General features: G+C 40.8%; 12 protein-coding genes. 2 read left to right on the top strand and 10 right to left on the bottom strand.

Annotated elements, in window-relative coordinates:
• Nucleotides 1-214: 214 nt before the first annotated feature.
• The 6 genes from PS3_RS02095 to PS3_RS02070 all read right to left on the bottom strand — a co-directional run bounded on the left by PS3_RS02095 (nucleotide 215) and on the right by PS3_RS02070 (nucleotide 4,415).
• A complete protein-coding gene (locus PS3_RS02095) occupies nucleotides 215-463 on the bottom strand; it encodes a DUF1797 family protein (RefSeq protein ID WP_040467924.1) in 249 nt (82 codons plus the stop codon).
• 34 nt (nucleotides 464-497) lie between these two features.
• A complete protein-coding gene (locus tag PS3_RS02090) occupies nucleotides 498-1,517 on the bottom strand; it encodes a lysylphosphatidylglycerol synthase transmembrane domain-containing protein (RefSeq protein WP_007121880.1) in 1,020 nt (339 codons plus the stop codon).
• Entirely contained in the window at nucleotides 1,517-2,545 is a 1,029-nt protein-coding gene (locus tag PS3_RS02085) for a glycosyltransferase family 4 protein (protein WP_007121879.1), read from the bottom strand. Before PS3_RS02085 ends, PS3_RS02090 begins: the two co-directional genes overlap by 1 nt.
• Nucleotides 2,538-3,749: a glycosyltransferase family 4 protein gene (locus tag PS3_RS02080; RefSeq protein ID WP_040467923.1), complete on the bottom strand. Its 1,212-nt coding sequence runs from the start codon at nucleotides 3,747-3,749 to the stop codon at nucleotides 2,538-2,540. Before PS3_RS02080 ends, PS3_RS02085 begins: the two co-directional genes overlap by 8 nt.
• Nucleotides 3,750-3,883: 134 nt before the next feature.
• Nucleotides 3,884-4,150, bottom strand: a complete 267-nt coding sequence (locus PS3_RS02075) for a phosphocarrier protein HPr (protein WP_040467922.1) — start codon at nucleotides 4,148-4,150, stop codon at nucleotides 3,884-3,886.
• Nucleotides 4,151-4,235: 85 nt separating this feature from the next.
• Entirely contained in the window at nucleotides 4,236-4,415 is a 180-nt protein-coding gene (locus PS3_RS02070; protein WP_040467921.1) for a hypothetical protein, read from the bottom strand.
• A gap of 173 nt (nucleotides 4,416-4,588) precedes the next feature.
• On the opposite strand from PS3_RS02070, the gene PS3_RS02065 reads away from it, so the two are divergent.
• On the top strand, nucleotides 4,589-6,817 hold the full coding sequence (locus PS3_RS02065) for an ATP-dependent Clp protease ATP-binding subunit (RefSeq protein ID WP_040467920.1): 2,229 nt from the start codon (nucleotides 4,589-4,591) through the stop codon (nucleotides 6,815-6,817).
• A 59-nt stretch (nucleotides 6,818-6,876) separates the two neighbouring features.
• Here PS3_RS02065 and PS3_RS02060 read toward each other — a convergent pair whose 3' ends face one another.
• Entirely contained in the window at nucleotides 6,877-7,470 is a 594-nt protein-coding gene (locus tag PS3_RS02060; protein ID WP_007121877.1) for an ECF transporter S component, read from the bottom strand.
• Between the two features lie 121 nt (nucleotides 7,471-7,591).
• Here PS3_RS02060 and PS3_RS02055 point away from each other — a divergent pair, with 121 nt between their 5' ends.
• Complete coding sequence (locus tag PS3_RS02055) at nucleotides 7,592-8,314, top strand: MucBP domain-containing protein (RefSeq protein WP_007121876.1); 723 nt, start codon at nucleotides 7,592-7,594, stop codon at nucleotides 8,312-8,314.
• 211 nt (nucleotides 8,315-8,525) lie between these two features.
• On the opposite strand, the gene alaS is transcribed toward PS3_RS02055, so the two are convergent.
• From alaS to PS3_RS02040, 3 genes are all read right to left on the bottom strand, one after another.
• Complete coding sequence (gene alaS / locus PS3_RS02050; protein ID WP_007121875.1) at nucleotides 8,526-11,174, bottom strand: alanine--tRNA ligase; 2,649 nt, start codon at nucleotides 11,172-11,174, stop codon at nucleotides 8,526-8,528.
• 249 nt (nucleotides 11,175-11,423) lie between these two features.
• Nucleotides 11,424-12,806, bottom strand: coding sequence for a DEAD/DEAH box helicase (locus PS3_RS02045; RefSeq protein ID WP_007121874.1), 1,383 nt, complete (start codon nucleotides 12,804-12,806; stop codon nucleotides 11,424-11,426).
• Nucleotide 12,807: 1 nt separating this feature from the next.
• Nucleotides 12,808-13,767 carry a DHH family phosphoesterase gene (locus PS3_RS02040; RefSeq protein ID WP_007121873.1) on the bottom strand — a complete coding sequence of 320 codons (960 nt, stop codon included), beginning with the start codon at nucleotides 13,765-13,767 and terminating at the stop codon, nucleotides 12,808-12,810.
• Between the last annotated feature and the right edge of the window lie 123 nt (nucleotides 13,768-13,890).

The raw sequence follows: 13,890 nt of genomic DNA, 5'->3' as shown, positions 1-13,890 counted from the left end.
TTTTTTAACAGCTTTATCACTATAACACTCAGCGATAATATCGTCAAGAAGTTTTAAATTTCTTTTTGTGCTGACTGCTAAAAGCAACTTTTATAATATATCACTTACTAACCAACCTGTCAAACCTTATTTTATCTTAATAATATTTAACACCCTGTTTGTCATAAGCAACTTTTATAATATACCAGTCACATCTTTAATCGTCAACCATTTTTCAAAAAATACTTTTGAATTCACTAATTGACTCATAGATCTCAATTGCGGCTAAATCGATCTGATCAAACTCTGTTGAAACAGCTGAATTAAACCGTTCTACGACATAAAGATCACTTGCCGATAGATATGTTACCTGACAAACCGGAATACCATATTGATCAAACCGCCGAACCTGTTGTCCTAAATGACGATCAGCCTTCATGGCTAATAAGCGTTCGATAATGATTTGAAGCTCAGTTTTTTCCATATCATTTCCTTTCAAAAAATCGATTAGCTTATCACTAATCGATCTCGCTCACTTTATCTGGTTTTATTACCAATGCAAACATCCCTGCAAATAAACCTACATAATAAGTCAATATGCGCCAAAGCAGCATCGCTAATACTAATTTACTATTCGATTGGACATAGCCGGCAAAAAGAACTACGAAGCCATATTCGGCCCCACCAGTTCCCCCTGGAATTGGGAAAACCGACGTCACCATAAAAATGATTACATGCAGGCTTAAAATCATCCAAAAATTTAGCCCACTAACGCCTAAAGCTCTAAGAATAAAATAAGGGATCGCATAATAGAAAAATAATTGAAGAAGGGTTACTACCGACACCTTCGCTAGTTTTCGGTATTGCTTTTTCATCTTGACACTTTCCTTATAGAAAGTATCAATTTTTTCGTTCAAAGTCACTGCAATTGACGCATAACGTTCTGGCTTCATAAATAGGCGTAGTGGTTTAATGACCCAATTAGTTAATCGTTTAGTCATTTGATACCAGTACATGATCATTAATAAACCGACGATGACTGCAAAGTGAATAATGAAGCCAATTACAACAAAAAGTGTTAACCCTTGCAACTTGGTTGAAATGAGGTGAAAGCCCATGATTAAACTCACAATAAAGTTAATCACAATCATTGCTTGGAAAACAACAAACTTCATTAAAAGCACCGAGCTTGCTCGTCCACCATCCACGCCACTTTGTAGCATCGCGATGATCTGAGCAGGTTGACCACCACTAGAAAATGGGGTGATTCCGTTAAAAAGTTGCTCAATCAATGGCATTCGCATCGCATCTTTCCATGAAAAGCTTGGATAACTATCCTTCATAAAAAGCTTTACGACTACTCCTTCAAGTCCAAGGTAAAGTCCAATACACACAATCGCAATGGCAAACCAACCCCAATTTAAGGCTAATAAATCAATTAACAATTGGTGTAAATCAGTATTACGAAGTGAAAAAGCAAAAATCCCAACTCCGACGACCAACATTAGGATCAGCGCTAACCAATTTTTTCGATTCATTAGTGCCCCCCCTTGTGCGCCTGGTCTATATAAAAGTCTTGCCAAATTCCTGCTAAATGGTCTTTAGAATACCGTTGTGACGCCGTTAATGCCACTTGCTGGAGTTCCTTTAATTTAGTTGGATCATGAATTAATTGCTGCAATTTTAAATTCATGTCCTTTTCATCATGACTTGGTAAATAATAACCGTCCATTATATCGTGATACAAATCTAGATCGCGTAACATCACTGCTGTTCCCGTACTAAACGCTTCTAAAACTGACATCGGGAACAATTCATTATAAGAAGGTAATAAAAATAGATCAGCCAGATTCAACAATTCATTAATTTCAGATCGCGAAACTATCCCCGGAAACCATAAATTCGCCGGTGGATTATCAACAACTTTTTTTAATTCTTGATACCCATCCGTAATCCGCCCAAAGGAAAAACCACCGGCCCAAATAAATTGAACTTGTGGGTTATCCTTTGCTAATTGAATAAAATCAAACACCCCTTTGCGCTCCTGGATCTGGCCACTTCCCATCACAATGAATTGGTTTGACTTAAGATGATATTTCTGACGTAAAGCTAATCGATCGTCTGCGTTCATCGGATAGAAATGTTGATCATCAACAAAATTAGGAATGTAGGTGATTCGATCGCGCGGAATTTGATATGCAACTAATTTATCAATAAAAGAAGGATTAACCACGACCAATTCATCCATTCGCCGATAAAAGGCAATGACATACCAATAGAATATTTTCCGAAACACTTTGGGGAGTTTAATACTGCCTTCAAGAGTTTCCGGCAAAAAATGGACATAACCAATTTTTCGCCCTCGTTTTTTACTAAAAGTTGATAGAAAATAGGTTGGATTAATAGTGTGATAGTGGCTGATGTCACTTTCCCCATACTGATTAACGTGAATATCAAATTGATCCTTAAATCGATCTTTTAATAAGCCCATTAACTCGATATAGGCGCTGCCGACCCCTTGTCCAGCAACCGAATCTGCTTGAGAATACATTGTAATCTTAATCATGTCGCTTCCTCATCAAAAAGCGCTGTTTACGCTCTAACTGTTGATTATGATTACGCATTATACATTCATCATAAAATTCAACAATCCGTTGACCAAAAACTTCGGCCGAGATTGAATCCAATTTAGCCCGTCGTTTTTGAATATCACTAGCATTTTTCCCACGGGCAAGGTAGTACAGAACCCCTTGAACGAGATCCGCCTTTTTTTGATAACTGATCCCAATTGCCCGATCATCAATGAGTTCATCAGTATACTCACTTTGCATCACAACAATTGGTAAATCAGACGCTAAAGCCTCATCATAAGTTAAGCCTTGTGACTCCGAATCAGAAGCGGACACAAAGACATCGGCCATTTGATAATAATGATGAACATCATCATTATTAACTTGTCCCGTAAATTGAATATTATTTGTTAGATGCATGGCCTTCACTTGACGTTCTAAAGACATCCGAGCCGGTCCATCCCCAACAATTAGTAATTGGGCCTGTGGATTTTGATCTAATATGTCGGGCATTGAATCGATCAATCCCGTAATATTTTTCTCAAAGGCTAATCGACTTAATGACAACATTACCGGAGTCTCATTCGTGAAACCATAACGTTGACGTAAGGCAGTAATCTGTTCCGGTGTATCAGGATGCTGAAAAACCGACAGATTAATTCCCGTTGGAATCACTCGGATGGGCACTTTGACTTGATAAGATTCTAAAGTTTCTAAAACTCGGTCACTAGGGGCAACAATTCCTGTCATATGCTTAAGATAAGCCCGGCTTGCCGTTGCCACATCGCGTGGTTTGATTAAACGCCCATTTGCTACATAATGTAAGTAGTCTTCGTACATGGTGTGGTAGGTATGTAAACATGGAATTCGTAATTCTCGGGCCACCATTTTCCCCATAATTCCCAGTGAAAACTCGGTTTGATTATGAATTAAATCCAAATGAAGGCGCCGTGCGATCATCAGGACTTTTACCCATCCACTAAAAGCAATTCGCCGTTCTGGAAAGGATACAAACGGAACGCTCGGAAAACGAAAGATCCCATGATAACGATCCGCAACTTTATCGGCATGAGGATCAGTGGTCGTAAAAATATAAACATGATGTCCTTGCTTAATTAGTTCATCACGTAAAGTCTTAATTGAAGTGGCCACCCCGCTGACTTGTGGAAAATATGTATCTGTGAAAATCCCAATTCGCAAAATTGCATCTCCTTTTATCCTACTCACAAACAGTAACATTATACTAAAGGATCCCAAAGCAAGCAATTTAGCACTAGAATCTTAAGAAAAATAAAAAAGATCGGGATAACTCCCGACCCAAAACAAGAAGAAATTTATTCAGCCAAATTTTCACTAGCCATTGTTTCTTCAATTGCTTTCATTGCATCTGCTTCATCATCACCTTCAGCAGTGATGGTAACATCAGCACCTTGACCAACACCAAGGGACATAACACCCATGATGGACTTCAAGTTAACACTCTTTTCATTGTAAACTAAGTTAATGTCTGAGCTAAACTTTGAAGCTGTTTGAACTAAAATTGTTGCTGGACGTGCATGGATTCCCGTTTCAGCAGTAACATGAAAATCGCGTTTTTCCATAATAATCTATCTCCTTAAGTCAGTGACTGCCGCCACTAAAGTTATATTCATAATATCAAATGAAAGCGCTAAATACAATTATTTTTTATTCATCTTGAACTAATTTATACAGGATCGTCCCTCCCCGCTGGGCTTCACCACGAATTTGCGAACGATGACTATAATTACGAAAGACTTCTTGAAAATTCATGAATTCATCTGGTTTAACTTCTAATTGATCAATCTTTTGATCCCATAATTGGTCCAATTTTGATTGATAATCCATTACTTCACCTTCTTACTCTAACTTTCCTAAACTTATTATACACCTTATTAGCACTCACAGATGAAAAGTGCTAATTTTTGGTGCAAACCGCTTGCTTTCAAATTGGAAGTTAGTATAATATACACCAACAATAGTCAGGAAAGGTCAAACACCTTTTATGAAAGGAGTTAATCATGCTTTGTCAAAACTGTCATGAGAACCCTGCTTCGATTCACCTACAAATGAACATTAATGGTGAGCGAGTGCAGTTTGACTTATGTCAATCTTGTTATCAACAATTCCAAAATATGCAAATGAATATGATGAATGGAGGATCTGGAATGTCAAACAACGGATTTGAAAACCTCGACGATTTTATGCGGGCAATGAATAACATGACCGCTAATCAAAATGCCAACTTAAATAGTGATCAAGATAACCGCCAACGCCAAACCAGCGGTGGCGGTCGAAAAGGCAAAGGGCTCTTGGGTCAATATGGAATCAACATGACTGACCTTGCCCGGCAAGGAAAAATTGATCCCGTCATCGGCCGTGATAAAGAAATCGCCCGCGTTGTTGAGATCTTAAATCGCCGAACTAAGAATAACCCCGTCTTAATTGGTGAAGCTGGGGTTGGTAAAACTTCGGTCGTTGAAGGATTAGCCGAATCAATTGTTTCCGGTCAAGTACCTGAAAAACTGGCTAATAAAGAAATTATTCGTTTAGATGTCGTTTCCCTAGTTCAAGGGACCGGAATTCGGGGCCAATTTGAACAACGAATGCAACAATTGATTCAAGAAGTTTCGAAGAACGATGATATTATCCTGTTCATTGACGAAATTCACGAAATCATGGGTGCTGGAAATGCTGAAGGTGGGATGGACGCTGGAAACGTCTTGAAACCCGCCTTAGCTCGTGGTGAATTCCAATTAATTGGAGCAACGACCCTAAATGAATACCGGCAAATTGAAAAAGATGCAGCCTTAGCCCGGCGCTTCCAACCAGTTGAAGTTGCGCAACCGAGTGTTGAAGAAACCATTCAAATTTTAAATGGGATCAAGCCACGATATCAAGATTATCACCATGTCAAGTACACGGATGATGCCATTACTGCCGCAGCCAAATTATCAGATCGTTATATCCAAGACCGCTTCTTGCCTGATAAGGCCATTGACTTGCTCGATGAGGCCGGATCACGAAAGAATTTGACTTTAAAGACTGTCGATCCACGAACCATCGAAAATCAAATTCATATCGCTGAAGCTCATAAGCAACAGGCTGCCGAAAATCAAGATTATGAAAAAGCAGCCTTTTATCGGGATCAAGTTCAAAAACTAGAAAAAGCGAAGAAGGACGCCGAAGAAAATCATACGGAAGAAGCTGCCGTAGTCACCGAACAAGACATGCAAAAGATCGTTGAACAAATGACCAATATTCCTGTCGGTGATATGCAAAAGCAAGAGGCTAACCAGCTTCGTGATCTTGACAAGCAATTGGGTGCTCATGTTATTGGACAACAAGAAGCCGTCGATAAAATTGCGCGTGCCATCCGTCGAAACCGTATTGGCTTAAATAAATCTGGCCGCCCAATTGGCAGTTTTCTCTTTGTTGGGCCAACTGGGGTTGGGAAGACTGAAACAGCTAAGCAATTAGCTAAACTCTTATTTGGTTCAACTGATGCTATGATTCGCTTTGACATGAGTGAATATATGGACAAAACGTCAACATCGAAGTTAATTGGTGCTGCTCCTGGTTATGTCGGTTACGAAGAAGCAGGTCAATTAACTGAACAAGTGCGGCGTCACCCATACAGTCTTATTCTCTTGGATGAAGTTGAAAAGGCCCACCCTGATGTAATGCACATGTTCTTACAAATTTTAGATGATGGACGGCTAACTGATTCCCAAGGTCGGACAGTTTCATTTAAGGACACCATTATTATTATGACAAGTAATGCTGGAACCGGCGACATGGTTGCTAGCGTGGGCTTTGGTTCAACTAATAACAATAAATCTGTTCTTGATAAGTTAACTAATTACTTCAAGCCAGAGTTTTTGAATCGCTTTGACGACATCGTTGAATTCAATGCCTTAACTGAAGAAGATCTTGGTCAAATTGTTCAACTAATGATTACCGATATGAATCAAATGTTAGCTGATCGTGATTTACATGTTCACGTCTCTAAAGCCGTCGAAGGTAAATTAGTTGAACTCGACTTTGATCCAAAGATGGGAGCTCGACCATTACGGCGGGTCATCCAAGAACAAATTGAAGATAAGTTAGCTGATTATGTGCTTGATCATGATGAAAAACATAATCTTGAAGCTGAATTGATCGATGATGCTATCGTCATTAAAGCCGCTAGTGAACCTACCACAGCTACGGCCACACAAGATCAGTCTGAAACAACAGTCGAATCATAAAAACATTAAATTGAAACAGCGCGACAGGTAAAATTTTACCTGTCGCGCTATTTTTTTGCTTATCTATTTCTTTTAACAGCTACCATCACTGGCAACGCAATTAAGGGGGTTAAAATAGCGGTTGTAATTGCTTCCGTCACTCCATTGGTAGTCACAATCACCATCAGAGCTTGCGCTAAATGACCACTACCAACATGGTAACCAGCAGCCACGGCTGGGGTATTAGCGAATAGGTATATCCCCCCTAATACCAAAACGGTATTAGTAACCGCAGCAATCAAGCCAGCTACACCTGCACTCAAAGCTTTGGGAGCTACTTTAACCAGCCATTTAAAAGTATAGCCGGCAAAGAGACCAATCAGCATCCGTGGTACAACCGAAATCAAAGGGTTGGTAAAAATCAACGGTGCCAGTGCACTGCTAGGGTATACAAAGGCCCGCACCCAAGTTAATATCCCCCACACAAAGCCCACTATCGTTCCTTCCTTAGGGCCTAAGACGACGGCGACCACGGCGACGGTCACCGGTAAAGTTGTAATCGATAATGGTCCCAAGGGAATGTTCCCAAACATCGGGATGAGGTCCTGTAACACCACTAAAACGATTAACAGGGTGCGAACTGTTAATCGGCGAATCTGCTCTCGTTGTTTCATTGTTAACTCCTCGTAATCATCAATCCTAGATTGAAATTATATAACAAATTAATTATATCCCATATTCCTTTAGACTACAAAAACCGCTATAATTATTAGTAGCTTACTTGGGAGGAAACATATGACTGATAAATTAAGAACCGGAAATCCAATTTGGGTTTATTACCGTAATCAAGATGAAGCCTACAACATCCAACCGCCGAAACTTTTACAAGGCTACTATGGTGAATCCTATCATATTGAGATTCCCCGCTTCCCTCGTCATCAATTTATGTCCGCTAGCGATAATCTCGAGGGGCAATTCGATGATCAGGCACGCCAAATTTATCTGTACTATCGAAATGCTAATTGGCAATCCAATGAAGCTGCCACTAACTATCTGATTGCCTCGAAACCAATCCAACTTTATGATCGGCCACAAGGGCTGCCGATTGATAATCAATTACCTGATGATATTATTTTTGAGTGTTTTCGTAAAGTCATTACCACTGATCGTCATCATTGGTATCAAGTAACAGCAGAGCGATGGCTTGAATTTGATCCGGAATCAATGCAACTCTTGGATGATAATCCATATACCGATCATGTAGAACCAACTACCGAAACTGATTTTGATGATCAAATGCAAATCTTGTCTTTGAATCAGGCTTCTGCCCACATTGATTTCATCCCTGATCACCAAGTTCCTTGCTATGACTATGTTTACGGTAAAGAACTCTATCAACTTACTCATGGAACCGAGATCACTCTGTTACGCCAATTAACTGATACCAATGGGGTTAATTGGTATGAAACTAGCAAGCATGAATATATTAATGCCCTCTACGTAACCATCAATTCCTAAAGGAAACTGATAAAAAGAAGTAATAAGAGTGTGGGAAGAAACACTAATTGACATTTCTTCCCACACTCTTTCCTTTTGATCACACTCGTCATTACGGTCAAAAAGCACGCCCCACGAGTCTAACTACGAACTCACGTCGGTCCGTTTGAACCAACATTCGTTCTTGGTTAGCCCGATGGGGCGCTTTATTGCTTTTTCCCAGCTTCTATTTCTATTGATTCAAGTAATCAGCAGCCTCTTGTAAAGCCTTACTAATTCCTGCGGGATTCTTTCCACCGGCTTGAGCCAAGGTGGGGCGTCCACCACCACCACCCTTTATCGCTGGAGCAATGGCTTTAATTAAATCTCCTGCTTTCACTTGATGGCTCTTTTCATCACTAACCGCTACTAGTAAATTAACTTTATCATCAACTGCAGTTGCCAAAACTAAGAAATCTGACTGCTGTTTTTGCCGCCATTGATCAGCTAATTGCCGAAGCTGGTCCATTCCAGCCACATTTAACTCTGCTGCAATCAAAGTCCCTTGGTTCGTTGTTTGCACTTGATCAAAGGCCGCTCCCGCTTGTTGCGATGCTAATTTGGCTTCTAATTGTTCATTTGCACGTTGAACTTGCTTTAATTCATTCTGTAAATCTTCAATCCGATGTGGCAGTTCCTTTAATTGCGCAACTTTCAACTGGTCAGCAACCGAATTGAGTAAAGTAACCCGTTCTTGCATGAATTGGAAGGCATCACTAGCTGTAACTGCTTCGATTCGTCGTACCCCAGCACCTACTCCGGCTTCGGAAACAATCTTAAAGAGCCCCAATTCATTCGTATTTTTAACGTGATCCCCACCACAGAATTCAGTGTTAAAATCACCAATCTTAACCACGCGTACTCGATCACCATACTTGTCGCTAAAGAGGGCGATTGCCCCCATCTCCTTAGCTGATTCTAAATCAGTTTCCACTGTAGTAACTGGGATTTCCCGCCAGATTTGTTCATTAACCATATCTTCAACTTTTTGTAAGTCATCAGCCGTTACCTGACCAAAATGATTAAAATCAAAGCGTAGATAGTGTTGTTCAACCAAAGAACCCGCTTGTTGGGTATGACCTCCTAAAACATTCCGTAAAGCCTGATCTAACAAGTGTGTTGCCGTATGGTTTTTCTCAATCTTTTGGTGGCGTTTTTGATCAACAACCAGCTGGTAACGAGTCCCAACTTTTAGATTGGCCGTTAATTCAATTCGATGTAAATTCTGCTGATTAGGTGCATGTTGGACATCCACCACGCGACCAACAGTCTGACCATAATTATCGATCACGTCCCCGGTATCAGCAACCTGGCCACCCATTTCAGCATAAAATGGGGTTTGGTCAAAAATTACCTCGACTGTTTGACCTGCTTGGGCTGTATCAACCCGTTGACCTTCTAAAGCCATGGCTAGAACTTTCGCATCCTTTACGATTAGATCGGTATAACCAACATACTGACTAGCCTCTTTAAAGTCGGTCCATAAGTCGTTTTGTACTCCCATCCCATTATCAACATCACGGGCATTTCGCGCCCGGTTTTGTTGTTCTGTCATAGCAGCCTGAAAACCATCTTCATCGACCACGAGGCCTTCATCTTCGGCATATTCCCGGGTCAATTCAAACGGGAAACCATAAGTATCATATAACTTAAAGGCCGTTCTCCCATCGATTGAATTCGTTTGATCAGCTTTGGCCTCGGCAATCACTTCGTTTAATAGGTTCAAACCACCATTCAAAGTAGAGCTAAAGCGATCTTCTTCTGATTTAACCACTGATGCGACATATTCAGCATTTTTAAGGACGTCGGGATAGTAATCTTTCATGATTTCGCCAACCGTTGGCACCAATTGTGCTAAGAATGGCTCATCAATATTAAGCTTCTTCCCCGCAACGACCGCCCGCCGAATTAACCGACGAATCACGTACCCGCGACCAACATTTGAAGGTAAGGCACCATCATTGATCGCAAAAGTAATGGCCCGGATATGGTCAGCAATAATCTTAAACTGAATATCATCCGTCTTATCTTGACCGTATTGCTTTTCGTCACTAAAGGTTTCGGTTTGTTTAATGATTGGCAAGAACAGATCAGTTTCAAAGTTTGTGGGAGCATTTTCAAAAATTGAAACAACCCGTTCTAAGCCCATTCCCGTATCAATGTTCTTATTAGGCAATGGTTCATAGGTATCTTCGGGGGTATGGTTAAATTGAGAAAACACAATGTTCCAAATTTCCAAATACCGTTCGTTTTCCCCACCTGGGTAGCTTTCGGGATCATCTTCTGGGAGGTTGTTCATTTTTTGCCCACGATCATAGAAGATTTCCGTATCAGGACCAGAAGGACCTTGCCCAATATCCCAGAAGTTATCTTGATTGGGCAGCAGATGATCTGGAGCCACCCCTGTCTTTAGCCAGACTTCTTTAGCCACATCATCCTTTGGGTAATACGTAATATAAAGTTTTTCCGGATCAAGGCCATACCATTCATCACTAGTTAACAATTCCCAAGCCCAAGGAATGGCCTTTTCTTTAAAATAATCACCAACTGAAAAGTTCCCTAACATTTCAAACATAGTGTGATGCCGAGCCGTCTTACCAACATTCTCGATATCATTCGTCCGAATACTCTTTTGTGAACTGGTCATCCGTGGATTATCTGGCACAACCTCGCCATCAAAATATTTTTTCATCGTGGCAACCCCAGAGTTAATCCATAATAAGGTTGGATCATCAACTGGCACTAAAGATTGGCTCGGCATTTCTGTATGCCCTTTGGCTTTAAAGAAGTCCAAATACATGCGCCGAATCTGGGCACTATTTAATTTTTTTAGCTCTTTCATAAAATCTCCTTCTAACAAAAAACCATCATTGCGATCAGAGACGCCCTATGACGCGGTACCACTCTGCTTGCAACGATGGAATTTCGTTTACCTCTTAATGTCCCTAACCGGAACTTTGATATTTATTTAATAATTTAAGGAGCAATCCTTAACCTTTGCCGTTTTTTCCAGCAGCCAAAACGTTTCTGTAGCTTCCAGTTATGGATTATGTCTTAAACAGTATCATTATAACGAGCGCCAACTATAAAATCAACGACCATTCCGTTGATTTTGTCGTTCAGCCCGATGTTGGCGTTGACGTTGCCGTTTCCCCTTGAGGAACTCATGCCGTTGTTCTAACCGTCGTTTTTGTAATTCATCTTGCTTGATTCGCCGTTTAATCTTCCGTTTGTAACCTGGTTTAACCTTCCGTTTTTGTTTCTTAACGTACCCCTTAATCGTTGGATCTAATTCCTTTTGCTTATGCCGGAAGTCTCGCCGACGGTTCCGGTCATAAGTGGTGATGATCTGCCCATCTTTAATGACTTTGGGAATGAATTTAATTCCGCGTTCTTCTAATTTACTAATTAAGTCATCTTCGGCCGGCGCATACAAAGTAATGGCTGTTCCTTGCATCTTGGCACGCCCCGTCCGACCTACGCGATGGACAAAATATTCCAAATCACTCGGAATATCATCATTGATGACTAGGGACACCCCTTCAATATCAATTCCACGAGCTGCTAAATCAGTTGCCACAACATATTGATAGTCCAAGTTATAAATTTGACGCATCACCCGCTTGCGCGTTCGCGGTTCCAATCCCCCATGAATCAACGCTACTTTTAAGCCTTGATCAGTTAGATAGCGATTAATTTCTTCGGCCCGTTCTCGAGTATTCGCAAATACCAATGCTAAGTATGGGTTACCCATGGTTAATAATTGATACAACAGGTCGTTTTTATCCCGACCTTTCGTTGACATCAACCAGTTTTCAACATTCGGGTTGATGACCGTTTCGGTCGGAATTTCTTCAATTTCGGGATTACCCATGTATTTCTTTAAGAATGGACGTAAGCCTTGTGGAATTGTCGCAGAAAAGACCATCATTTGGAGGTTTTCTGGGAAATAAGCTGCAATTTGATCGACTTGATTTAAAAAGCCCATGTCTAAGGTCATGTCGGCCTCATCAATCACAAATTGATTGGCTAAATGAATATCCAAGGCTTGAGATTTAACTAGATCTAGAATCCGTCCCGGCGTCCCAATCACTATTTGCGGTTGTTTACGACCTAACTGATCAATCTGGTGTTCCTTATCTGTCCCACCAACATAATTATGAATTGTAAAGGGATGCGGATTGAACTGATTAATCTGCTTGGCGGCTTGATAAATTTGGTAAGCTAACTCCCGACTTGGCGTCGTAATCACAACTTGAACCTGTTGAACATCGGCCTTTAATTTGGCCATGATTGGCAACAAAAAGGCATGGGTTTTACCACTACCTGTTTGAGACTGTCCAACCACACTCTTGCCCTTTAAAATTTGTGGAATCACTTTTTGCTGCACGGGAGTAGGCGTTTCGAATTTAAGATCTTGAATCGCCTGATTCACAAAAGTTGGAAAGTGATAATCTTTAAAATTTCCTGCCATATTATTTCTCTTTCTCTAAGTATTGTCGACAGACTTGATCTAAATCTGCGATGATTTGCTCACATTCAGCGTCATCAGCCGCTTTAGCCCCACTCGCGAGTGGATGCCCACCACCGCGATGTTGCTTAGCCACCTCATTAATGGCTGGACCTTTGGAACGTAAGCGTGCTCGATACTCACCATCTTCTTGCTGCACAAAGATCGCCCAAGCTAAAACCGTATGAATTTGGCCGGGTAATGGGACTACTGCCGAGGTTGTGGCCTCCGTTAAACCATAATCTTTTAGCACTTCATTTGATAATTTCACTTGACCCACCCCATGGGCATTAATGGACAAATGATTATAAACATAAGCGGATAATCGGGCCATTTCAAAAGTGATTTCATTTTCACGTTGACTGATTTTGGCGGCTTGTGCCCCATGTTCCATCAAAGCCCCTGCCACTGCTAAGGTATGTGACGTTGTTGCTGGATACAAGAACCGGCCCGTATCACCCACAATTCCAGCATAAAGGGCATGTGCTGCTGACTCAGGAAGGGTTAGTTGATCGGCGAACTGGTTATAAAAGTCATAAACTAATTCCGAACAAGATGATGCGTCTGGTTGTACCCACATCAAATCCCCATATGGTTCATCATTGGGATGGTGATCAATCTTAATTAAAAAGTCCCCATTGTTATACCGACGATCATCAATCCGTGGGGTATTAGCGGTATCAATCACAATCACTAAGGCGTTATGATATTCATCCCCGTCGATTTCGTCCATCGATCCAATCCAATCAAAACTAGGAATATCTTTACCAACCATATAGATTTCTTTGTGGGGAAATGAAGATCGTAAAATTTCAGCTAGACCTGTTTGGGAACCAATTGCATCCGGATCAGGACGTTGGTGACGATGAATGATGATCCGATTGTACTTCTTAATCGCTGTCAATATTGCCGTTAAGTTATCCATAAGCTACTCCTTGTAAATTATTAATTATAGTATATCAGGTATTTTTTACTGATCAACAAAGTTAGCTGACTAGTTAATGTCTTAGAAAGAAAAAGAGGCTGGACGAAGAACTCTTCCCAGTCT

It is taken from the genome of Limosilactobacillus gastricus PS3, assembly GCF_000247775.1.
GTDB lineage: Bacteria > Bacillota > Bacilli > Lactobacillales > Lactobacillaceae > Limosilactobacillus > Limosilactobacillus gastricus_A.
The sequence above is the reverse complement of the archived record's forward strand: the minus strand, read 5'-3'. Positions and strand labels throughout refer to the sequence as shown.